Raw genomic sequence first — 22,987 nt, 5'->3', positions numbered from 1 at the left:
CGCACGCGATCGCGCTCGCACGCAGCGGCCTCGCTCGAAATCACGAATTGGGGGGGAGGCATCCGGCGCGTGGTCGCACCGGAAAGAATGGTGCTGCTGGGGAGGATTGAACTCCCGACCTCACCCTTACCAAGGGTGCGCTCTACCACTGAGCTACAGCAGCGCCGGAAACAGGCGCGCCCTATTGTCGCGCATCCCCGCAATGTCAAGCGGGGGTTGATGAGTCCGTGTTGTCCTATCGCTTTGCTACTTGAGGACGCACGCATCTAGCGGCAATGCGTTTCGCATGAATGAAGGCCCCCGCAAGAATATGTCGCGTGAAGAGCGGCTCGCAGCGAAACTGCGTGAAAACCTGCGGCGCAGAAAGGCGCAGGCGCGTGCGGCGGCGCAGGCGCCCGGTGATTCGGATGCGACGCAGCCCCTTCCCAATCCGTCCTGCGAAAGCTAACCCGCCCGCTCTCGACGACTTGCCGGAGCCACAATGTCCAAGCTCATCCTCGTCCGCCACGGCCAGAGCCAGTGGAACCTCGAAAACCGCTTCACCGGCTGGTGGGATGTCGACCTGACCGAACAGGGCGTGGCCGAAGCGCGCGCCGCAGGCGCGCTGATGAAGGCTAAGGGCGTGCTGCCCACCGTCGGCTTCACCTCGCTCCAGACCCGCGCGATCAAGACGCTCAACCTCGCGCTGGAAGAGGCCGGGCGGCTGTGGATCCCGGTGACCAAGGACTGGCGGCTCAACGAACGGCACTATGGCGGGCTGACGGGCCTCGACAAGCAGGAAACGCGCGAGAAGCACGGGGACGAGCAGGTGCTGATCTGGCGCCGCAGCTTCGACGTGCCGCCGCCGGAAATGGCAGCGGGCAGCGAATTCGATCTCGCCGCCGACCCGCGCTATGCCGGGATTGCGGTGCCCAGCACCGAAAGCCTCAAGCTGACGATCGAGCGCGTGCTGCCCTATTGGGAAAGCGACATCCTCCCCGTGCTGGCGCGCGGCGAGACGGTGATCATCTCGGCCCACGGCAATTCGCTGCGCGCGCTGGTGAAGCATCTGTCGAACATCTCCGACGAGGATATCACCGATCTCGAAATCCCCACCGGCCAGCCGATCATCTACGATTTCGACGGCGCGACGGTGGCGGGTGAGCGCTATTATCTGAAGGACGCATGATGGAAGCCACCGGGGGGAAGGTCGCGATCGTGATGGGCAGCCAGTCCGACTGGCCAACCATGAAATGCGCCGCCGAGGTGCTGGACGAGCTGGAAGTGCCCTACGAGGCGCGCATCACCTCGGCCCACCGCACGCCCGACCGGATGGTCGCCTTCGCCAAGGGGGCCGAGGGCGAGGGCTTCTCCGTCATCATTGCAGGCGCGGGCGGCGCGGCGCATCTGCCGGGCATGATCGCCAGCATGACGCATCTGCCGGTGCTGGGCGTGCCGGTGCAGTCCAAGGCGCTCTCGGGCATGGATAGCCTGCTCTCGATCGTGCAGATGCCGGGCGGCATTCCCGTCGGCACGCTGGCGATCGGCGAGGCCGGGGCGAAGAATGCGGGACTGCTCGCCGCCGCGATCCTCGCGCTGGGTGACGAAGCCCTGTCCGAACGCTTGCAGGACTGGCGCGCCGCCAAGAGCGCGGCCGTGGCCGAGGTGCCGGAGGATTGATGCTGCCACCGGGCTCAACCATCGGCATTCTGGGCGGCGGGCAGCTGGGCCGGATGATGGCCGTCGCCGCGCTGCAACTGGGCTACCGCGTGGTTGGCTACGCACCGGCGGGCGACAATGTCGCGGCCGAGGCGTGCAGCGATTTTCTGACCGCCGATTGGGACGATGCGGCGGCGCTCGCGCGTTTTGCCCAGGCCTGCGACGTGGTGACCTGGGAGTTCGAGAACGTCCCCGTCAGCACGGTCGCGGCCATCCCCGCCGCGCTGGTCCCCTGCCCCCCGCGCGCGCTGGAAGTGGCGCAGGATCGTCTCAACGAAAAGGCCTTCGCCGCAGATCTTGGCGGCACCCCGGCCCCCTACGCCAAGGTCGAGAGCGCCGCGGATCTCGCCGCCGCGATTGCCGCGATCGGCACCCCCGGCATCCTCAAGACCGCGCGCGATGGTTATGACGGCAAGGGCCAGTGGCGCGTGCGCTCGGCGATGGAGGCGGGCGCGGTGGCCTATCCCGGCGTCACCTGCATCTACGAAGGCTTCGTCACCTACGAGACCGAGTTCTCGGTGATCCTCGTGCGCGGGCAGGACGGGACGGTGAAATTCTGGGATTCGACCGCCAATCTGCACGAGGGCGGGATGCTCACCCGCTCGGTGCTGCCCGCCGGCGCGCTGGTCGCGGCGCAGGTGGACGAGGCGCGGCAATTGGCCGCCAAGGTCGCCGAGGCGCTGGGCTATGTCGGGGTGCTGACGCTGGAGTTCTTCGCCACAAGGGACGGCCCGCTGTTCAACGAAATGGCCCCGCGTGTCCACAACTCCGGCCACTGGACGATCGAGGGCGCGGCCACCAGCCAGTTCGAAAACCACATCCGCGCCATCGCGGGCCTGCCGCTGGGCGGCACCAAGACCCGCTTCGAGGCGATCGAGATGCGCAACATCGTCGGCGAGGAAGCACTGGAGGCGCACAAGATCCTCGCCGAACCGGGCGAGCCGCACCTGCACCTCTACGGCAAGGCCGAAGCGCGCAAGGGGCGCAAGATGGGCCACGTCACCCGCGTGGGGCACGCCGTAAAATGACCCCCGAAATCGTCCTGATCTACGCCCGCGCCGCCAATGGTGCGATCGGCAACGAGGGCGATCTGCCCTGGCGCCTGCCGGCCGACCTCAAGCGCTTCAAGGCGCTGACGATGGGCAAGCCGATGATCATGGGCCGCAAGACCATCGAGAGCCTGCCGGGCTTGCTCCCCGGTCGCCGCCACATCGTCCTCTCGCGCCGCGACAATTTCGCGGCCGAGGGCGTGGCAATGGCCGGATCGGTCAAGGAGGCGCTGGCGCTGGCGGCCGAGGGCAATGACAGCGGCGAGGTCGCAGTGATCGGCGGGGCGGCGATCTATGACGTGTTCATGCCGCTCGCCCACCGCATCGAACTCACCCAGATTCATGCGGAATACGAAGGGGACACCTTCATGGCCGAACCCGGCACCGGCTGGGAGCTGATCGCGCGCGAGGATCACGCGGCGGACGGCGCGCATCCGGCCTTCTCCTTCCTGACCTATCGCAAGGCCTCCGCCTGATGCGCTGGCTCGATCACCGCGACCCTGTGCCCGAGGCTCTGCGCGGCGCGGTCATCGCGCTCGGCAATTTCGACGGGTTCCACCGCGGCCATCAGGCCGTTGCGGGCGAGGCGATTGCGTGGGCCAAGGCCGAGGGCCGCCCCTCGATCATCGCCACCTTCGATCCCCACCCGGTGCGCTTCTTCCGCCCCGATGTGCCGCCCTTCCGCCTCACGACGCTGGAGCAGCGGCAGGAATTGTATCTCGCGGCGGGCGCGACCGCGATGCTGGTTTTCCACTTCGATGCGGACCTCGCCGGGACGAGCGCGGAGGACTTCATCCGCACCATTCTGATCGAGCGCTTCGGCGCGCATGGCGTGGTCACGGGCGGCGATTTCACCTTCGGCAAGGGCGCGAAGGGCAATGTCGAGCTGCTGCGCACCCTCGGCGGCGATCTGGGCCTGCAATCGCGGGTTGTCGAGGCGGTGGCCGAAAGCGGCGAAGTGGTCTCCTCCAGCCGCATTCGGCAGGCGCTGCGCGATGGCGACCCGCAGGAGGCCGCGCGGCTGCTGACCCGGCCCTTCGCGATCCGGGGCATCGTCGAGCACGGCGACAAGCGCGGGCGGACGATCGGCTATCCGACGGCGAACCTTGGCGTCGAGAATTACCTGCGCCCGAAATACGGCATCTACGCCGTCACGGGCCGCATCCTCGCCACGGGGCAGGTGCTGCAAGGCGCGGCCAATATCGGCATCCGTCCGCAGTTCGAGCCGCCCAAGGAGCTGCTTGAGCCCTATTTCTTCGACTTCTCCGGCGACCTCTACGGGCAGGAGATCGAAGTCGCCTTCCACCATTTCCTGCGCGGTGAGGCTAAGTTCGATTCGCTCGAGGCGCTGATCGAACAGATGGACAAGGATTGCGCCGAGGCGCGGCGGCTCTTGTCCGCGCAATGACGAGTCTTTGCACTGGCAGCACTTACGGCTAAGGCCCCGCGCACCATGAGCGAAGATACTCCAGCACGCGATTACCGGGACACCGTCTTCCTGCCGAAGACCGATTTCCCCATGAAGGCCGGCCTCCCCCAGAAGGAGCCGGGCATTGCCGCGCGCTGGGAGCAGATCGGGCTCTATGACGCGCTGCGCAAGGCCCGCCGGGGGCGCGAGAAGTTCATCCTTCACGATGGCCCGCCCTATGCCAATGGCGACATGCATATCGGCCATGCGCTGAACCACATCCTCAAGGACATGGTCTGCCGCACCCAGAACCTGCTGGGCCGCGATGCGCCTTACGTGCCGGGCTGGGACTGCCACGGCCTGCCCATCGAGTGGAAGGTCGAGGAGCAGTACCGCAAGGAGAAGAAGGCCAAGCCCGTCCTCACCGGCGCGGGGCGCGACGAGGCGGCGGTCATGGCCTTCCGCAACGAGTGCCGTGCCTATGCCCAGAAGTGGGTCGATACGCAGCGCGCCCAGCTCAAGCGCCTCGGCATCATGGGCGATTGGGACCACCCCTACCTCACCATGCAGAAGGAGAGCGAGGCGGTGATCGTCGCCGAGCTGCTGAAGCTGGCCGAGGCGGGGAACCTCTATCGCGGCTCGAAGCCGGTGATGTGGTCGCCGGTCGAACAGACCGCGCTGGCCGAGGCAGAGGTCGAATACGAGGACATCACCTCGACCCAGATCGACGTGGCATTCGAGATTGTTGAATCGCCGATCCCCGAACTGGTCGGCGCGCATGCGGTGATTTGGACGACCACGCCGTGGACGATCCCCGTGAACCAGGCTTTGGCCTATGGGCCGGAGGTTGAGTATCGGCTGATTGAGATTGAGTCCTTGGTTCACGTCGCGTGGCGATCCGTGGATGAGCCCCATCCTCCTTATCCTGAGGCGCTGAGGGCTGAACTTGCTGGCCGGAAGTATCTGATCGCGAGCGCTCTAGTTGAGGAATTCAAGGGCCGGTTTGAAGCTGAGCTCGCGCGCAATGGTAACAGTGGCGTTGGCCTCGTTCTTCGTGACCGTTGGAATGGCAAAGGCGCAGACCTCGCCGGCACTCTCGCCCGCCACCCGATGCACGAACTCGGCGGGTTCTACGCGACCCCGCGCCCGCTGCTCCCCGGCGACTTTGTCACCACCGACAGCGGCACCGGCCTCGTCCACATGGCGCCCGATCATGGCGAGGACGACTTCGAGCTATGCAAGTCGAACGGGATCAACCCCGTCTTCGCGGTGATGGATGATGGGCGTTATCGCGACGACTGGGGCTGGCTCGGCGCGGCGGACGTTGATTCTGAAGGGAATGGGCGCCGCATGAGCGTCATCAACCCCAAGTTCAACGCGCCTGACGGCCCGATCTGCTCGGACCTGCGCGAAGCGGGCGCGCTGCTCGCGGCGAGCGCGGACTACGCGCACTCCTACCCGCATTCGTGGCGCTCCAAGGCCAAGGTGATCTTCCGCTGCACCCCGCAGTGGTTCGTGCCGATGGACAAGCCACTTGACGTCGTCCCAGCGGAAGCTGGGACCGCTATCGACGAAGGCGCTGCCTCGCAAACGATCCCAGCTTTTGCTGGGATGACGCTGAGGGAGAGAGCGGTAAGCGAAATCGCCCGCGTCCAGTTCATCCCCGAAAAGGGCCGCAACCGCATCGGCGCGATGGTCGAGGGGCGGCCCGACTGGGTGCTGTCCCGCCAGCGCGCGTGGGGCGTGCCGATCACGCTGTTCGTGCGGCCTGACGGTTCGTACCTGCAAGACGCGGAAGTCAACGCCCGCATCGTCGCCGCCGTCAACGCGAAAGGCATGGACGCGTGGAACAGCGCCAACAAGGCCGCCTTCCTCGGCCCCGACCACGACCCTGCCGACTACGCAATGGTCACCGACATTCTCGACGTGTGGTTCGATAGCGGCTGCACCCATGCCTTCGTGCTCGAAAGCGGGCGCTGGCCGGACCTGCAATGGCCCGCCAATCTCTATCTCGAAGGCTCGGACCAGCACCGCGGCTGGTTCCAGTCCTCGCTGCTGGAAAGCTGCGTCACCCGTGGCCGCGCGCCTTACGATCAGGTTCTCACCCACGGCTTCACGATGGACGCCAAGGGCAAGAAGATGTCCAAGAGCCTCGGCAACACGGTCGATCCGCTCAAGGTGATGGAGACATACGGCGCGGACATCATCCGGCTGTGGGCGCTTTCGGTCGACTTCACCGAGGATCACCGCATCGGCGACGAGATCCTCAAGGGCGTCGGCGACCAGTATCGCAAGCTGCGCAACACCTTCCGCTACCTCCTCGGCGCGCTCGACGGGTTTGTGGGCGATATGTCCGATGCGGGGGAATTGCCGGAGCTGGAGGTCTATATCCTCTCGCTGCTGTCCGAACTCGACGGGAAGCTGAAAGCGGCGGCGCTGGCCTACGATTTCAACCTCTACACCCGGTTGCTGGTCGATTTCTGCAACGAGGACCTCAGCGCCTTCTTCTTCGATATCCGCAAGGATGCGCTCTATTGCGACGGCCCGGATTCGACCACGCGCAACGCCTATCGCACCGTGCTCGACCTGCTGTTCCACGCGCTGGTGCGCTACGCCGCGCCGGTGCTGGTGTTCACCGCCGAGGAAGTGTGGCTCTCCCGCTATCCCGAGGATGGCGAGGAGGATGACGACGGCCAGCGCGGATCGGTCCACCTGCTCGAATGGCCGAGTGTGCCGAAAATTGAGAATGACGAGCTAGTTCGAAAGTGGTCACATATTCGCGAGCTTCGAGACGAGATCAACGAGGCGATCGAGCCGCTGCGGCGCGACAAAACGATCCGCTCCAGCCTGGAGGCGGAGGTGATCGTTAGGACAAAAGACGCTCTGCTTGTTGACCGTGCCAACTCCGTGGACATGGCCGAAATCGCCATTGCAGCTAGCGTTCAGGTTAACGGCTTTACTGACGACGCCGTGCCCGAAGTAACTCAAGTGACCGTCACCAAGACCAACCACCACAAGTGCGGCCGCTGCTGGCGGCTGCTGCCCGACGTCGCCGAAGACGGCGCGCTGTGCGGGCGTTGCGAAGAAGTGGTCGGCGCATGAGCGGCCTCTTCACCCGCAACCGCCTGATCGGCCTTGCCATCGCGCTGGTGGTGGCGGGGCTCGATCAGCTGGTGAAGTGGTATGTCACCGGCCCCCTCGCGCTGCGGCGGCTCGGCGACAGTATCGACCTGCTGCCCTTCTTCGACCTCACCTATGCCGAAAACCGCGGCGTCTCACTGGGGATGCTGCAAGCCCATAACATGGAAACGCGCTGGCTGTTGGTGCTGGGCACCATCGTGGTCGCCGGCGTGGTGCTGGTGTGGATGATGCGCGAAAAGCGGCTCGCCGATATCGCGGGCCTCGCGCTGATTCTCGGCGGCGCGCTGGGGAACATCCGCGATCGCTACGTGCTGGGCTATGTCATCGACTATGCCGATTTTCATATCGGCGACTTCCGCCCCTTCCTGATCTTCAACCTCGCCGACGCCGCGATTACCGTGGGCGTCGTAATCATCCTTGCCCGCAGCCTGCTGGTGCGCGACAAGGAGGACACTGATACGGGGGAAAGCCCCCGCGGAGAGACTCACAATGCGTAGATTTGCACCCGTGATCCTGCTGGCCGGCGCTTCGGCGATGCTGGCGGCCTGTGGCGGCGGCGGCGGGGTGTTCAACCGTGAACGCCCGGACGAATTCGCGGTGCAGCGGCAGGCCCCGCTGGTGGTGCCGCCCGACTTCACGCTCACGCCCCCTGCCCCCGGCGCCCCGCGCCCGAGCGAAGGCACCGCGTCCGAACAGGCGCTCGAAGCCCTGTTCGGCGGCCCCGCGCCGCGCAGCAAGGTGGAAACCTCCATGCTCGACCGCGCCGGTGCCGCCGCGCCGAGCATCCGCAGCCAAGTGGGCGATACCGGCACCAACACGGTCGCCAAGGGCAGCGTCACCCGCGACATCATCGCAGCGCCCGAAGGCGACGGTCAGGCCGCGCAGACGGTAATACCTTCCTGATTTGACCCTCAGGCGCCGGGCGGCGGACATCCGTCCGCCTTGGCTTTCGCGGCATAAGCCGCGACGCGCGGTCGCGCTTGCGGTCGCTGCGCGACCGATGTCAGCGCATCTGGCTAGCTATGGAGGCGCTGTTATGCGCCCTCCTCGCGCACCCGGCTCACCAGCAGCTTGTCGATGCGGCGGCCGTCCATGTCGACCACTTCGAAGCGCCAGCCCTGATCGGTGAAGTATTCGCCCTCCTGCGGGAGCTTCTTGAGCACCGACAGGGCATAGCCCGCCGCCGTGCCGAATTCGCGGTCCTCGCCGTAATCCAGCCCCAGCCGGTCGGCCAGCGCATCCGCCGACAGCGAGCCCGAGACCAGCAGCGAACCATCCTCGCGCTCGACCACGCTCGGCAGATCGCCATCGTCGCTGTCGCTGGCGAAGTTGCCGACGATCGCGGTGAGCAGATCGACCGGGGTGACGATGCCTTCGAAATGGCCGTATTCGTCATGCACCACCGCCATCGCCACCTCGGCGGACTGGAGCACCCGCAGCGCGTCCATCGCATCGAGCTGGTCGGGCACCACTTCGACCTTGCGCATCATCGCGCGGATCGAGACCGGCTGCCCGGCGACCAGCGCGGCGAGCACGTCGCGCACCTTGACCACCCCGAGGATCGCATCGGGCGATCCTTCGGCCACCGGCAGCAGCGAGTGCGAGCTTTCCTCGATCGTCTCGCGGATTTCGGCGAGATCGCCATCGGCCTCGATCCAGTCGACTTCGGTGCGCGGGGTCATCATCTCGCGCACCGGGCGCTCGGCGAGGCGCACCACGCCGGTCAGAATCTGGCGCTGTTCGGCCTCGATCACGCCCGAACGGGTCGCTTCGGCAAAGATCATCTGCAGCTCTTCGGCGGTGACGCTGCCTTCGTCGCCGCGGCGGATGCCGAACAGGCGGATGATCGCCCCCGAGCTCGAATCGAGCAGCCACACCAGCGGCGCGGCGGCCTTGGCCAGAAACGCCATCGGCCGCGCCATCACCAGCGACACCGGCACCGCCGCGCGCAGGGCAAGCTGCTTGGGCACCAGTTCGCCGATGATGAGGCTGAGATAGGTGGTGAAGGCGATCACCAGCGCGAAGCCGGTATCGTCGGCATATTCGCCCGGCAGACCCAACCGTTCGAGCCGCTCCCCCACCGGGCCGCCCAGCGACGCACCCGAATAGGCGCCCGCGACGATCCCGATCAGGGTGATGCCGATCTGCACGGTCGACAGGAACTTGCCCGGATCGGCGGCCAGCCGGATCGCGATCCGCGCACTGGCAGAGCCCGCTTCGGCCTTGGTCTCGAGCGTGCTGGTCTTGGCGCTGACGATGGCGAGTTCGGACATGGCGAAGACGCCGTTGATCACGACAAGCACGACGATGATCGCGAGGTCTGTCCAGGGAAATGGTGTCACGCCCGCCGCGCTAGCACAAACGGGTGGCATTGCCATCCTGACTTGCATGCTATGGAACATTGCTCGCCGGGCACGGTTCTGGATGCGCTTTGGTGGAAAGCGTCCTGCGCCGTGGGCGAGGGGCAAAACAGATCAACCCGGTCGCCCGGAAGGCGAAACGGGACGGACGAACGGAGAATAGCTATGAAGATTTCGCGCATCATGATGTCGGGCACCGCCGCGCTGGCGCTGCTGGGAACCACCGCCGCCTGCGTGACCGACCCCAACACCGGCGAGAAGAAGATTTCGCGCACCGCGATCGGCACCGGTCTGGGCGGCACGCTCGGCTATCTGCTGGGCGGCGCGATCGGCGGCGACACCGGGCGCATCATCGGCGCCGGCATCGGCGGCTCGGCCGGCGCGGTGATCGGCAAGCAGTATGACGATCAGATCAAGGAACTCAAGGAACAGACCGCCGGCAGCGGCGTGGATGTCGAGGAAGTCGGCGATCAGGACGCGATCCTCGTCCGCCTGCCCGACGGCGTGACCTTCGCCACCGGTTCGGCGGCGATCAACCCGGCCTTTCGCGCCACGCTCGACAGCGTTGCCGATTCGCTGATCCGCTATCCCAACAGCCTGATCGACGTCTACGGCTTCACCGACACCACCGGCTCGAACGCGCTCAACCAGCAGCTTTCGCAGCAGCGCGCGCAGGCCGTGGCCGATTATCTCGCCGCGCGCGGCGTCGCCCGTTCGCGCATCGCCACCCAGGGCTTCGGCGAGCAATACGACTATCTGCGCGTCAAGACCGGCGACAACATCAACGAGCCGCTCAACCGCCGCGTGGAAATCAAGATCATCCCGGTCAGCCAGGATGACGTGAACGCCGCCCGCGGAAGCTGATTTCCAAATCGTCGCTCAGGACGGGCTGCCCGGAAGGGCGGCCCGTTTTGCGTTTCAGCGCAGGGCCGCCGCGCGCTCGGCCAGTCGCTCCACCGCCGCGGCATGGATCGCGGGCGAGCAGACCAGCACGCCGAAATCCCGCGGATCGTGCTTGTTATAAGCCAGCGGGCGGCCAAAGGCGTCGCTGACCTCGGCCCCGGCCTCGCGCGCGATCAGGGTCGCGGCGGCGATGTCCCATTCGTAGCCCCAGCGCAATGTCGCCACCAGATCGGCCCGGTCATCGGCGACCATGGCGATCCGCAGGGCGATGGAATTGGGCTGTTCGACCGCCACCAGATCGCGATCTTCCGCCATCAGCGAATGGGTGGGCACCCGTGCGCCGGCGAATTCCGCGCGCGTGCTCGCCCTGATCGGCGCATCGTTGAGCGTTGCGCCCTGCCCGGCGACGGCGACCCATTCCTCCCCCCGCGCAGGTGCGGAGAGCATTCCGATCAGCGGACGGCCCGAACTCACCAGCGCCACCGACACTGCCCAGCCGGGCCGCCCGCCCACGAAATCGCGCGTCCCGTCGATCGGGTCGACCAGCCAGATCAATCCGCTCGCCGTGCGCGCCTTGTCGTCGGCGGTCTCCTCCGATAGCCACGCGGCAGACGGCAGCAGGCGGCCCAGCTCGCGCCGCAGAAAGCGGTCGACCTCGAGATCGGCCTCGCTCACCGGATTGCCGGGGGTCTTGTCCCAGCTGTGCAGCGCATGGCCCGCCCCCGGCCAGCGCGAATGGGCGATCCTGCCCGCCTCGCGGACGATGGCCAGAAGGTGGTGCCTGTCAATCATGAGAGCCTGCCGTGTTGGCCGTGCCGCAAGCACTTTTCAAGAGGGGCGATCCGTGCTTAGGCCCGCCGTGGACGAACCTCTCCCCAGGATACGAATTGAAGGGATCGATACGCAATGAACGTTCATGAATATCAGGCCAAGGAACTGCTCGCCCAGCACGGGATCGCCGTGCCCGCAGGCCATGCCGCGCTCAGCATCGAAGAAGCGGTCGAAGCCGCCAAGAAGCTGCCCGGGCCGCTTTATGTCGTGAAGGCGCAGATCCACGCAGGCGGCCGCGGCAAGGGCAAGTTCAAGGAGCTCGGCCCCGACGCCAAGGGCGGCGTGCGTCTCGCCAAGAGCCTCGAAGAAGTGAAGGCTCACGCGGAAGAAATGCTCGGCAACACGCTGGTCACGATCCAGACCGGCGATGCGGGCAAGCAGGTGAACCGCCTCTACATCACCGACGGTGTCGATATCGCCAAGGAATACTACCTCTCGCTGCTGGTCGACCGCGCGACGGGCCGCGTGGCCTTCGTCGTCTCGACCGAAGGGGGCATGGACATCGAGACCGTGGCGCATGACACGCCCGAGCTGATCACCACCTTCTCTGTCGATCCTGCGCAGGGCTTCCAGCCGCACCACGGCCGCGCCGTGGCCTTCGCGCTGAAGCTGACGGGCGATCTCAACAAGCAGGCGCAGAAGCTCGCCAAGCAGCTCTACGACGCCTTCCTCGCCACCGATTGCGAGATGCTGGAGATCAACCCGCTGGTCGAAAGCGAAGACGGCAAGCTGCTGGTGCTCGACGCCAAGATGAGCTTCGACGGCAATGCCCTCTACCGCCACCCCGACATCGAAGCCCTGCGCGACGAGACCGAGGAAGACCCGGCAGAAGTCGAAGCCAGCGAATACGACCTCGCCTATATCAAGCTCGATGGCAACATCGGCTGCATGGTGAACGGCGCGGGCCTCGCCATGGCGACGATGGACATCATCAAGCTCAACGGCGCCTTCCCGGCCAACTTCCTCGACGTGGGCGGCGGCGCCACCACCGAGAAGGTGACCGCGGCCTTCAAGATCATCCTCAAGGACCCGGCGGTCGAGGGTATCCTCGTCAACATCTTCGGCGGGATCATGAAGTGCGACGTGATCGCCAATGGGATCGTGCAGGCCGCGAAGGACGTGAACCTGCAGGTTCCGCTGGTCGTGCGTCTGGAAGGCACCAACGTGGCCGAAGGCAAGGCGATCCTCGAGAATTCGGGCCTCGCCATCGTCAGCGCCGACAACCTCGGCGATGCGGCGCAGAAGATCGTCGCGGAAGTGAAGAAGGCCGCCTGAGAGCGCGCAAAGACATCCCGGACGGGGCTGGCCGCGTAGCTGCCCCGACCGGCCCGAACAGCGGCCCGCCTCGCTTGACGTTTACGTAAACGCAAGCTAGGCGGGCGGCCAAGGCGCATATGCGTCACGTGATTCTATGAGAGGAAGGACAAACCCATGAAGATCCTCGTCCCCGTCAAGCGGGTGATCGATTACAACGTCAAGCCGCGGGTCAAGGCCGACGGCACGGGCGTCGACCTTGCCAACGTCAAGATGAGCATGAACCCGTTCGACGAGATCGCGGTCGAGGAAGCCATCCGCCTCAAGGAAAAGGGCGCAGCGACCGAGATCGTCGCGGTCTCCGTCGGCCCGGCCAAGGCGCAGGAAACGCTGCGCACCGCGCTCGCCATGGGTGCCGACCGCGCGATCCTGATCGAAACCGATGAAGAGGTCGAGCCATTGGCGGTTGCCAAGATCCTCAAGGCCATCGCTGACGAAGAACAGCCCGGCCTCGTGATCCTCGGCAAGCAGTCGATTTCGGACGATTCGAACCAGACCGGCCAGATGCTCGCAGCCCTCATGGGCCGTCCGCAGGGCACTTTCGCCAACACCGTCGAAGTCGAAGGCGACAGCGTGACCGTGAAGCGCGAAGTCGATGGCGGTCTGCAGACCGTGAAGCTCGCGACCCCCGCGATCGTCACCACCGACCTGCGTTTGAACGAGCCGCGCTATGCTTCGCTGCCCAACATCATGAAGGCCAAGCAGAAGCCGCTCGCGACCAAGACCGCCGCCGATTACGGCGTCGACCTCGCTCCGCGCCTCAAGACCCTCAAGGTCGCCGAGCCGCCGGTGCGTCAGGCGGGCGAAAAGGTCGCCGACGTCGCCGCGCTGGTCGAGAAGGTCAAGGCGCTCGGCATCGCCTAAACGCGCCGCGCCTCAGATATAAGGAACATTCGAGATGAAGACTCTGGTTCTCGTCGAACATGACAACACCAAGGTGAACGATGCGACGCTCGCGGTTGTGACCGCTGCATCGAAGCTGGGCGAAGTGCACCTGCTGGTCGCCGGGCACAATTGCGGCGCGGTCGCCGAGGCGGCCGCCAAGATCGCGGGCGTGGGCAAGGTCCACGTCGCGGATGACGCGGCCTATGCCAATGGCCTTGCCGAAAACGTCGCCCCGCTGGCTGCCGCGCTGATGGCCGATCACGACGCCTTCCTCGCGCCCGCCACCACCTCGGGCAAGAATATCGCCCCGCGTGTCGCTGCGCACCTCGATGTGATGCAGGTCAGCGAGATCCTGTCGGTCGAAGGCCCCAAGACCTTCACCCGCCCGATCTACGCCGGCAACGCCATCGCCACGGTCGAATCGACCGATGCCAAGCTGGTGATCACCGTGCGCGGCACCGCGTTCGAGAAGGCCGCCACGGAAGGTGGTTCGGGCACGATCGAGGCCGTCACCGGCCCCGGCGATGCGGGCACCTCGAGCTTCGTCAGCTCGGAAATCGCCAAGAGCGAGCGTCCGGAACTGACCAGCGCCAAGGTGATCGTCTCGGGTGGCCGCGCGCTCAAGGACGCGGAAACCTTCGAAGCGACCATCACGCCCCTCGCCGACAAGCTCGGCGCCGCCATCGGCGCCAGCCGCGCGGCGGTCGACGCGGGCTATGTGCCCAACGACTATCAGGTCGGCCAGACCGGCAAGATCGTCGCCCCGGAAGTTTACTTCGCCATCGGCATCTCGGGCGCGATCCAGCACCTTGCGGGCATGAAGGATTCGAAGGTCATCATCGCCATCAACAAGGACGAAGACGCCCCGATCTTCCAGGTCGCGGATATCGGCCTCGTCGCCGATCTCTACACCGCGGTGCCGGAGCTGACGGCGGCGCTGTAAGGCGCGATTCTTCAATGACTTGAAATTGCGGGAAACCCCTGTCAGGCTAAGCGCCTTTCAGGGGTTTTTCGTATGCGTCGCGCCTTTCTTGTCATCGCTGCCATAGCCAGCGCCGTTGCTCCGACGGCGGCAGCAGCCGAACCCATCAAGCTCAAGCCCCGTTCGGACTGGGACCTGCGCGAGTATGACGACAAGTGCCGGATGATCCGCACCTTCGGTTCGGGCGAGGACGAGTTGACGCTGTGGGTCGACAAGGGCGGTCCGGGGCCGGGCGTCAACCTGACCCTGATCGGTCGGGCGGTGCGCAATCCCTATGGCGCTTTCGTTCGCGTAGGCTTCGCACCGGGTGAGCCGGTCGAGCGCAATTTCATCACGGCCACATCGAGCAAGGGCCGTCCGGTGCTCGGGCTGTTCGGGGTGCAGCCGGTCTCGCTGCTGCCCGACACGGCAGAAGCGGCGACCGGCCAGAAGCGGTCGGGCGAAGAGACGGTGGATTTTGCCGATGCCGCTCTCACCGGTCAGGCTTCCGAAGCGACGATGCGGCAGCGTTACGAAGCGATCACCAGTCTCGAAATGTCAGGGGCCATCATCGACCCGATCACGCTCGAGCTGGATGGCTTTCTGCCGATGATGGTCGATCTGCTGGGATGCACCGCCAAGCTGCGCGAGCGGCTTGCGCGCGTCGGCAACGGCGACGGCACCGGAACGGGGGTCAGAACCAAGGATGAAGCGCTCTGGTCACAGAAAATTGCGGCCAACTATCCCTCACACCTGTTGCGGGCGGAGCAGCAGGGCACCGTGGCCGTACGACTGACGGTGAGCAAGGACGGCAAACCGACCTTCTGCGAAGTGACCGCTTTCGATGGCCCCGCATCATTCAACGACACCGCCTGCCTGCAATTGCTCCGCTATGCGGTTTTCGAACCGGCCAAGGATGCGGCGGGAAATCCGGTGGCCGGGTTCTTCTCGACACGGATCACCTATCGGCTGAACAAATAGTCGAACATGCAATGACTTGAAATTGCAAGAAACGTGGCGCAGTCTGCGCTCCTATCGAAAGGGTCGCCCATGCGTATATCGCTTCTTGCCGTCGGTCTCGCACTGCCCACAATGCTCGCCGCCATGCCTGCGCAGGCCGAGGTGGTGGAGATCGCCCCCAGCAGCGCGTGGAACCTCGATTACGGTGAAACCAAGTGCCGCCTTGCGCGGCTGTTTGGTGAGGGGGACGCCAAGCACGTGCTGTTTCTCGAACAATATTGGCCGGGTCAGGGCGTGGGCATGACGGTGGCCGGGCCGTCGTTCAAGCGGTTCCGCAGCCGCGCGCGCACCGATCTCGCCTTTGCCGAAGGGCACGAACCGCACCGCACCGAACCCTTCGCCGGGATGGTCGAGGATTATGGCGAAGCGGTGATCTATTCGCAGATCAACATCGGGGCCGCACTGCGCGGCGATGCGGAAAAGGCCGCCGCCGATGCCACCGAAGACCTGACCCTGCCGCTGCTCGACAAGGACGGCGCGCGCAGGGCGCAGTTCGTCGGGCTCAAGCAGCGCGGGGACGAATACCGCCTGATGACCGGCCCGCTCGACAAGGCGTTCGAAGCGCTCGATGCCTGCACGCTCGATCTGGTCGGCACCTGGGGGCTCGATCCCGAAGCCCAGCGCACCGCCACCCGGATGCCGCAATGGACCAACCGCGACGGCGTGGTGCGCCGGATCGTCGCCACCTACCCGCGCGAGGCAGCGCGGACGGGCGAGCAGGGGATCATGCGGATGCGCGTGATCGTCAGCCCCGAGGGCAAGGTGGAGGATTGCGTGATCCTCAAGGCGACCGAAACCGAGCGGCTCGACAGTCCCGCCTGCCGGGCGATGGCGAACGCGCAGTTCGAACCGGCGCTCGATGCGGCGGGCCAGCCGATGCGGTCGTTCTTTGCCGAGAGCATCGTCTATCAGATGGGCGGATAGGGGGCGGCGGCACAGCGCGCCGTCGCGTCGGCCACCTCGGACATCCGGCCCTGCGCGATCCAGAGGCCGTCGCCGCACTGCACATAGCCCCGCGCCTCCAGCTGCGCGGCGGCGAGCCCCTTCGCGCCGAGGGGCAGCACGATCGCGAAGGGCAGCAGACCGGCCGCCAGCACCAGCAGGCGCCTGATCGCATCGCTGCGCGGCCCGTCGACATCCGGTCCCTGATGACGCCCGATGAACAGCGCCGCCGCCAGCGCCAGCAGCGCGAGCGCGACGGGGAGCGCAATCCAGCCCCCGCTGTCCCACGCGACGATCGGCGCGCGGCGCGCTACGGCATCGACAAAGTCGTGGATCGTGATCGCCGCAAAGCCGAGCAGCGCCACTCCGCCGAGGCCGAGCCCCCAGCCCAGCACGCGGCCCGAGCTCCGCCCGCTGCCGTCACCAGACCCTGTGCCCATCGTGATCTCTCACCAGATCCGGGGGATACGCGGCAGGCTTGGCAGGCGCGGAAGACGCGGAAGGCTGGGCAAGCTGGGGAGACCCGGAAAACCTGGAACATCCGGAAGGCTGGGCAGGCTCGGACGCGGCACGCTCGGCAATCGCGGCGCGTTCCGGGGGCGCGGCAGGCTGGGGGTGTTCGGCCAATTCGGCACGCGCGGGATGTATCTGTCGATCTCGCGCAGGAACCGGCGGCGCGCGCTTTCGGCGGCCAGATCGACCAGTTCGTCGAGCACCTGTGCCGCGCTGCGGATGGCGAGCAATTCGGCATCGGTGCGGATCTGGCGCAGCCGCGCGTTCACCGCCGCGATCTTCTCGTCGAGGAAGGCCTGAAGTTTGCGCGTCCAGCCATATTTGTTGTCGAGATAGTCGAGCGCCAGCGACACGCCGATGCCGACCGCCACGGCGACGATCAGCGGGCCGAGCGCAAAGGCCCCCACCGCGGTGCCGACCGCCGCCGCCCCGGCCAGCGCGCCGATCGCGGTCGAGGCGCCGATCTTGGCGATATCGGTCGAAAGCTGGCCGATGAACTGGCCCAGCGTAACCTGGTCGCTCAGCACGAAATCGGCGATGTTCCACGCGGTGATGAGGATGATCGACAGAATGCCGCCCTTGCGCACCGCCTGCCGCACGCCCTTCTCGCCGATGCCGAGGCTGACCACCTTGGCGTTGGTGACGCCGTAGCGCGTCCCTGTCAGGATCTTGCGCAGGCCCGGGCGGCCCTTGAAGATGACGTGCAGCTTGCCGCCATAGGACTTGTAGGCGACCTTGCCGAGCGGCGAGCCGAGATCATTGGCGAGCCGGGTCAGCGTCGCGACATCGCCCACGGTGGCGAAATAGGTCGCAAGATAGCGCGAGCCGTCGCGGGTGTAGGTGTTCCAGAACTGCGTCGCTCGCGTCTGGGTCATGGCCCCGCTGTCGACCTTCGCGGTCAGCCACAGCCGCACCATCGACGCTTCGTCGAGGACGTAGAGTTCCTGATCGTCAGCCATGCCACCCCCTGCAATTCGGACAGGGGGCTGCGATATCACAACTTGGCGGATTCCAGAACGCGCAAAGCCATGCGAGTCCGGGGCATCGGGTTCACAGGAAGCTGACGATGAAGTGCAGCGTCATCCCCACCAGCCCGCCCACCAGCGTGCCGTTGATGCGGATGAACTGGAGATCGCGGCCCACCGCGCCCTCGACCCGGTCGGTGATGGTCTGCGCATCCCAGCGCCGCACCGTCTCCGACACCAGCCGCACGATCTGGTCGCCATAGCGGGTCGCCACGCCGACCATGGTGCGGCGCGCGAAGCGGTTGATCTGGAGCTGCAGGCGCACGTCCTGCTGAAGCGCCTGGCCAAGCTCGGCAAGCATGTTACGCATTTCCTCACCCATCCCGCTTTCGGGATCGCGCGCGCGCGTGATGAGCGAGCGGCGGATGCGTTCCCACACCCCGGTCCACCACACCGCGACTGCGGGATTGGCGATCAGGTCGCGCTTCATGTGCTCGACCTTGGCGCGGGTTTCGGGATCGTGCTGCAGGTCCTGCCCCAGCTTGGCGAGGCCTTCCTCGATCTTGCCGCGCAGGGGGTGATCGGGGTTTACCAGCACCTCGGCGAGCAGCTTGTAGAGCCCGTCGAGCACGCTGGAGGAGATGGTCTTGTCGATCCCGGCCCAGCGCAGCACGCCCGCCACGCGCTGGTGGATGATGTCGCGCAGCGTATCCTCGTTGTCCTCGATGGTGAGGCCCGCCCATCGCACGAAGCCGTCGATCAGCGGCTGGTGGCGCTTGTCGGCCATGGTGGTCTCGATCATCCGGCCCGCGAGCGGGGCGATGTCGAGCTTGGCGAGCTGGCCCGCAAGGCCGGAACGCACCTGCGTGCCGAGCCGGTCGGGGTCGAGGCTTTCGAGCACCTCGGCCAGCAATTCCGCCGCGCCCGAGGTGATGCGCGAGCGTTCGTCCATTCCCCCGCGCTCGGGCGAGGCCATCAGGAACTCGCCTGCGGCCTTGGCGACATTCATCCCCGCCATGCGCCGCGCGACCACCGCCGGGGTCAGGAAGTTCTCGCGCAGGAAGGCCGCCATCGTGTCGGCGATGCGGTCCTTGTTTTCGGGGATGATCGCGGTGTGCGGGATCGGTAGGCCGAGCGGGTGGCGGAACAGCGCCGTCACCGCGAACCAGTCGGCCAATCCGCCGACCATCGCGGCTTCGGCAAAGGCGTTGACATAGCCCCAGGCGGGGTGCCCGGTCATGGCGAGGCCGTGGGTGGCGATGAAGATCACCGCCATCGCGGCGAGCATCGCGGTCGCGGCGATCCGCATCCGCCGCGCACGGTCGACGGTCAGGGGCTGGCCGCCGAGGGTCAGGGGCACGGAGGGACGCTTCGCCATCGATTCGGCCTTAGCCCACGAAAGGCCCGTCCGTCACGCCCTGACTGTCACTCGGCCGGCTCGTGGCCCGGTGCGGGCTTGCCGAGACCGGGGAAGGCGGGGCCGGGCGCAGGTTCCTGCTGGCCATGCTCGTCGCCCGGCTTGTAGGTCAGCATCTTGGCGCGCAGCCACGGGCCGACGCGCTTTTCCAGCCCGTCCGCGAGGCTGAAGCCCGCGGGCACGATCAGCAGCGTCAGCAGTGTGGAGAGCACCAGCCCGCCGATCACCACGATGCCCATCGGCTGACGCCACGCCCCGTCGCCCGAGAGCGACAGCGCCACCGGCACCATCCCCGCGGTCATCGCCACGGTGGTCATCACGATCGGCTGGGCGCGCTTGTGCCCGGCGTCGAGAATCGCATCGAGCTTGCCCACGCCCTTGTTCATCTCCTCGATCGCGAAGTCGATCAGCAGGATCGAGTTCTTCGACACGATCCCCAGCAGCAACAGGATGCCGATATAGACCGGCATGGAGTTGGGTTGGCCCAACAGCCAGATCAGCAGGATACCGCCCAGCGGCGCGAGCAGCAGCGAGGTCATGTTGACCAGCGGGCTCATCAGCCGCTTGTAGAGCAGCACCAGCACCGAGAAGACGAGGCCGAACCCGGCGAAGATCGCGATGATCAGGTTGGTGATCAGCTCGGCCTGCCATTCTTCCTCGCCCACCACGTCGCGGATCACGCCGACCGGGAGGTCTTGCAGCACCGGCAAGGCATCGATCTGCGCCTGCGCCTCGCCCTTGAGCACGCCTGCGGCAAGGTCGGCCCCCACCAGCACGCGGCGGTTCTGGTTATAGCGCTGGATCGCGGTCGGGCCCGAGCCGAAGCTGATGTCGGCCACCCGGCTGAGCGGCACCGAGCCACCGCCCGGCAGCGGCACCGGGATGTTCTCGATCGTGCGGAAATCGGTGCGCGCTGCTTCCGACAGGCGCACCACGATCGGGATCTGGCGGTCCGACAGCGAGAAGCGCGCGGCATTCTGCTCGATCTCGCCCAGCGTGGCGATGCGGATCGTCTGCGACAGCGCGGCGGTGGTGATGCCGAGGTCGGCGGCGATCTTGTCGCGCGGGGTGATGATGATTTCCGGGCGGTTCAAGTCCGCGCTGATGCGCGGGGCGACCAGCGATTTGAGGCCCTTCATCTCCTCGACCAACCGAGTCGCGGTCTGATCGAGCAGCGCCGGATCGCTGCCGGCCAGCATCACCGTCATGTCGCGGCCCGAGCCGAACCCGCCGCTTTGCGACTGGAAGCGCACGCGCGCGTCGGGAATCTTGGCGAGGTCCGGCGCCAGTTCGCGCTCGAACTCGATCGAGGTCCGCTGGCGATCCTCGCGCAGCTTGACGAAGATCGACGAGGTCTCACCCAGCCGGATGCGCTCGAGCAGGCGTTCAACCTCGGGTTCCTCGCGCAACCGCGCGGCGACGCCGTTGACCACCCGCTTGGTCTGGGCGAGCGTGGTGCCGGGCACCATCTCGATTTCGACCCGGCTGTTCTCGTCATCGATGGTCGGCTGGAACTGGCCGGGAATCTGGCCGAACAGCAGGATCGTGACGAGGAAGGAGAACCAGCCGATCCCCACCATCCAGATGCGGTGGTCGTAGAAGCGCGCGGTCATCCAGCGCAGGCTCTGGCCAAGCCGGCTTTGCCCGCCCGAAGGCGCTTCGATGAGCTTGAAGGTGGCGAGCGCGGCGAGGAACGACAGCAGCGAGACCAGCAGCACCAGCACCACTTCGAACAGCTTGGCGACCATCCAGTTGGCCGCAGCATTGGTGTCGGCTTCGACCGCGGCGGCGATCTGCTTGTGCACGTCGAGCCCCAGCAGGCCCTTCCACGGCGGCGCCGCGCCTGCGCCTTCGGCAATCGCGCCGGAGACCGAACCGTTCGCCAGTTCGAACATGGTCAGCGCGGGCACGATCAGCAGCACCAGTACCACCAGCAGCATGCCAAGGACATAGAAGGCGCGGTGGCGCGGGCCGGTGAGCCCGGTACGGCGGGCCACCATGCGTCCGGTATCCAGCGTCCAGGCCAGCACCCGCATATAGAGATCGAGCGCCGGACCGCCGCCGTGCTCGGCGTGACCCTTGGCCTTGAGGAAATAGGCCGCCATCAGCGGGGTCAGCATGCGCGCGACCGCGAGGCTCATCAGCACCGCGATCACCACGGTGATCCCGAAATTCTGGAAGAACTGCCCCGACACGCCCGGCATCAGGCCCACGGGGAGAAACACCGCGACGATGCAGAAACTGGTGGCGACCACCGGCAAGCCGATCTCGTCGGCGGCGTCGATACTCGCCTGATAGGCGGTCTTGCCCATGCGCATGTGTCTGACGATGTTCTCGATCTCCACGATCGCATCGTCGACCAGCACCCCCGCCACCAGCGCCAGCGCCAGCAGCGACAGGAAGTTGAGGTTGAACCCGAGGTAATCCATGAAGAAGAAGGTCGGGATCGCCGACAGCGGGATCGCCACCGCGCTGATGAAAGTCGCCCGCCAGTCGCGCAGGAAGATGAACACCACCACCACCGCGAGCACCGCGCCTTCGACCAGCGCCCACATCGACGACTTGTACTGGCCGCGGGTGTAGGTCGTGCTGGTCGACAGCTTGATGAACTTCACGCCGGGGTTTTCGGCCTCGATCTTGTCCATCTCCTCGAGCGCGGCGTCATAGACCGTAAGGTCGGAAGCCCCGCGCGCGCGGCTCATGGCGAAGTTGACGACTTCCTGTCCGTTCACTTCGCTGATCGAGGTGCGTTCGGAAAAGCCGTCGCGCACCTTGGCGATGTCGGCCAGCCGCACCGAGCGCCCGCCGCCCAGCTGGATCTGGGTCTGCGAGAGCTGATAGGCGGTGTCGGAATTGCCCAGGACGCGCAGCGATTGCCGCGTGCCGCCGATCTCGGCGAGGCCGCCCGCGGCATCGAGATTGCTCTGGCGCAGCACCGCGTTGATCTGCGAGGCGGTGACGCCGAAGGCCTGCATCTTGGCCGGATCGAGGATCACCTCGATCTGCCGGTCGACCCCGCCGAAGCGGTTGACCTCGGCCATGCCATTGATCTTGAGCAGGCGCTTGGCGACGGTGTCGTCGATGAACCAGCTGAGCTGTTCCACCGTCATGTCGTCGGCCTCGACCGCGACATAGCCGATCGGCTCGCCCACCACATTGACCTTGCGCACCTGCGGCTCGAGAATGCCGTCGGGCAGGCTGCCGCGCACGTCGTTGATCGCGGTTTCGACTTCGCTCACCGCCTCAATCAGGTTGGTGCCGATCTCGAATTCCACGAAGGTCTGCGAAGAGCCTTCGCGCGCGGTCGATTGCAGCGAATTGACCCCGGCAATCGACCGCAGCGACGCTTCGACCCGCTGGGTGATCTGGTTCTCGATCTCGGTCGGCGAGGCGCCGGGCTGCGAAATGTTGACCATCACCGCCGGGAATTCGACGTCGGGATTGTTGGTCACATCCATCCGCAGGAAGCTGACGATCCCCGCGAACAGCAGGATCGTGAAGGCCACCAGCGGAATCACCGGATTGCGGATCGACCAGGCCGAGATGTCCTTGAGAGCCATGATATTCCTGCCTGTTGCGC

The 22,987-nt window shown here is 66.3% G+C and carries 21 protein-coding genes and 1 tRNA gene; 15 read left to right on the top strand and 7 right to left on the bottom strand.

Going from position 1 to position 22,987, the window contains the following annotated elements:
- Positions 1-88: 88 nt before the first annotated feature.
- Positions 89-163: transfer RNA gene (locus tag E2E27_RS03660), tRNA-Thr, on the bottom strand.
- Between the two features lie 147 nt (positions 164-310).
- Here E2E27_RS03660 and E2E27_RS18605 point away from each other — a divergent pair.
- The 9 genes from E2E27_RS18605 to E2E27_RS03620 are packed head-to-tail and all read left to right on the top strand — an operon-like array spanning position 311 to position 8,199.
- A complete protein-coding gene (locus E2E27_RS18605; protein WP_234036171.1) occupies positions 311-448 on the top strand; it encodes a hypothetical protein in 138 nt (45 codons plus the stop codon).
- A 33-nt stretch (positions 449-481) separates the two neighbouring features.
- Positions 482-1,168 carry a 2,3-diphosphoglycerate-dependent phosphoglycerate mutase gene (gpmA, locus tag E2E27_RS03655; RefSeq protein WP_141457740.1) on the top strand — a complete coding sequence of 229 codons (687 nt, stop codon included), beginning with the start codon at positions 482-484 and terminating at the stop codon, positions 1,166-1,168.
- Positions 1,168-1,659: a 5-(carboxyamino)imidazole ribonucleotide mutase gene (purE, locus tag E2E27_RS03650; protein WP_141461544.1), complete on the top strand. Its 492-nt coding sequence runs from the start codon at positions 1,168-1,170 to the stop codon at positions 1,657-1,659. Before gpmA ends, purE begins: the two co-directional genes overlap by 1 nt.
- On the top strand, positions 1,659-2,726 hold the full coding sequence (locus tag E2E27_RS03645; RefSeq protein ID WP_141457739.1) for a 5-(carboxyamino)imidazole ribonucleotide synthase: 1,068 nt from the start codon (positions 1,659-1,661) through the stop codon (positions 2,724-2,726). Before purE ends, E2E27_RS03645 begins: the two co-directional genes overlap by 1 nt.
- Positions 2,723-3,223, top strand: a complete 501-nt coding sequence (locus E2E27_RS03640; RefSeq protein WP_141457738.1) for a dihydrofolate reductase — start codon at positions 2,723-2,725, stop codon at positions 3,221-3,223. Before E2E27_RS03645 ends, E2E27_RS03640 begins: the two co-directional genes overlap by 4 nt.
- On the top strand, positions 3,223-4,155 hold the full coding sequence (locus tag E2E27_RS03635; protein ID WP_141457737.1) for a bifunctional riboflavin kinase/FAD synthetase: 933 nt from the start codon (positions 3,223-3,225) through the stop codon (positions 4,153-4,155). Before E2E27_RS03640 ends, E2E27_RS03635 begins: the two co-directional genes overlap by 1 nt.
- Positions 4,156-4,200: 45 nt before the next feature.
- Positions 4,201-7,257, top strand: coding sequence for an isoleucine--tRNA ligase (gene ileS / locus E2E27_RS03630; RefSeq protein WP_141457736.1), 3,057 nt, complete (start codon positions 4,201-4,203; stop codon positions 7,255-7,257).
- On the top strand, positions 7,254-7,793 hold the full coding sequence (lspA, locus tag E2E27_RS03625) for a signal peptidase II (RefSeq protein WP_141457735.1): 540 nt from the start codon (positions 7,254-7,256) through the stop codon (positions 7,791-7,793). Before ileS ends, lspA begins: the two co-directional genes overlap by 4 nt.
- Entirely contained in the window at positions 7,786-8,199 is a 414-nt protein-coding gene (locus E2E27_RS03620; protein ID WP_141457734.1) for a DUF3035 domain-containing protein, read from the top strand. The genes lspA and E2E27_RS03620 overlap by 8 nt, the downstream gene beginning before the upstream one ends.
- Before the next feature lie 131 nt (positions 8,200-8,330).
- Here the strand turns inward: E2E27_RS03620 and E2E27_RS03615 are convergent, their stop codons facing one another.
- Entirely contained in the window at positions 8,331-9,638 is a 1,308-nt protein-coding gene (locus E2E27_RS03615; RefSeq protein ID WP_181443543.1) for a hemolysin family protein, read from the bottom strand.
- Between the two features lie 183 nt (positions 9,639-9,821).
- Between E2E27_RS03615 and E2E27_RS03610 the strand changes: the two genes are divergently transcribed.
- The gene (locus tag E2E27_RS03610; RefSeq protein ID WP_141457732.1) at positions 9,822-10,520 is read left to right on the top strand and encodes a YiaD family glycine zipper/OmpA-like lipoprotein; all 699 of its coding nucleotides are present in this window, start codon (positions 9,822-9,824) and stop codon (positions 10,518-10,520) included.
- A 54-nt stretch (positions 10,521-10,574) separates the two neighbouring features.
- Here E2E27_RS03610 and E2E27_RS03605 read toward each other — a convergent pair whose 3' ends face one another.
- A complete protein-coding gene (locus E2E27_RS03605; RefSeq protein WP_141457731.1) occupies positions 10,575-11,351 on the bottom strand; it encodes a 3'(2'),5'-bisphosphate nucleotidase CysQ in 777 nt (258 codons plus the stop codon).
- 114 nt (positions 11,352-11,465) lie between these two features.
- On the opposite strand from E2E27_RS03605, the gene sucC reads away from it, so the two are divergent.
- From sucC to E2E27_RS03580, 5 genes are all read left to right on the top strand, one after another.
- Complete coding sequence (sucC, locus tag E2E27_RS03600) at positions 11,466-12,665, top strand: ADP-forming succinate--CoA ligase subunit beta (protein WP_141457730.1); 1,200 nt, start codon at positions 11,466-11,468, stop codon at positions 12,663-12,665.
- A gap of 156 nt (positions 12,666-12,821) precedes the next feature.
- A complete protein-coding gene (locus tag E2E27_RS03595) occupies positions 12,822-13,568 on the top strand; it encodes an electron transfer flavoprotein subunit beta/FixA family protein (RefSeq protein WP_141457729.1) in 747 nt (248 codons plus the stop codon).
- 34 nt (positions 13,569-13,602) lie between these two features.
- A complete protein-coding gene (locus tag E2E27_RS03590; protein ID WP_141457728.1) occupies positions 13,603-14,532 on the top strand; it encodes an electron transfer flavoprotein subunit alpha/FixB family protein in 930 nt (309 codons plus the stop codon).
- A 72-nt stretch (positions 14,533-14,604) separates the two neighbouring features.
- Positions 14,605-15,531, top strand: a complete 927-nt coding sequence (locus E2E27_RS03585) for an energy transducer TonB (RefSeq protein ID WP_141457727.1) — start codon at positions 14,605-14,607, stop codon at positions 15,529-15,531.
- A 69-nt stretch (positions 15,532-15,600) separates the two neighbouring features.
- On the top strand, positions 15,601-16,494 hold the full coding sequence (locus E2E27_RS03580) for an energy transducer TonB (RefSeq protein WP_141457726.1): 894 nt from the start codon (positions 15,601-15,603) through the stop codon (positions 16,492-16,494).
- Here E2E27_RS03580 and E2E27_RS03575 read toward each other — a convergent pair.
- The 4 genes from E2E27_RS03575 to E2E27_RS03560 all read right to left on the bottom strand — a co-directional run bounded on the left by E2E27_RS03575 (position 16,479) and on the right by E2E27_RS03560 (position 22,967).
- Positions 16,479-16,952, bottom strand: a complete 474-nt coding sequence (locus tag E2E27_RS03575) for a hypothetical protein (RefSeq protein WP_141457725.1) — start codon at positions 16,950-16,952, stop codon at positions 16,479-16,481. The two genes, E2E27_RS03580 and E2E27_RS03575, sit on opposite strands and share 16 nt — an antisense overlap.
- 9 nt (positions 16,953-16,961) lie before the next feature.
- Positions 16,962-17,984, bottom strand: coding sequence for a hypothetical protein (locus E2E27_RS03570; protein ID WP_141457724.1), 1,023 nt, complete (start codon positions 17,982-17,984; stop codon positions 16,962-16,964).
- Between the two features lie 91 nt (positions 17,985-18,075).
- A complete protein-coding gene (locus E2E27_RS03565; protein WP_141457723.1) occupies positions 18,076-19,368 on the bottom strand; it encodes a DUF445 domain-containing protein in 1,293 nt (430 codons plus the stop codon).
- A 47-nt stretch (positions 19,369-19,415) separates the two neighbouring features.
- Positions 19,416-22,967: an efflux RND transporter permease subunit gene (locus tag E2E27_RS03560; RefSeq protein ID WP_141457722.1), complete on the bottom strand. Its 3,552-nt coding sequence runs from the start codon at positions 22,965-22,967 to the stop codon at positions 19,416-19,418.
- Positions 22,968-22,987: the final 20 nt, after the last annotated feature.

The sequence above is a fragment of the Porphyrobacter sp. YT40 genome (assembly GCF_006542605.1).
Taxonomy (GTDB): domain Bacteria; phylum Pseudomonadota; class Alphaproteobacteria; order Sphingomonadales; family Sphingomonadaceae; genus Erythrobacter.
This window is presented reverse-complemented; position numbering and strand designations above follow the sequence as displayed.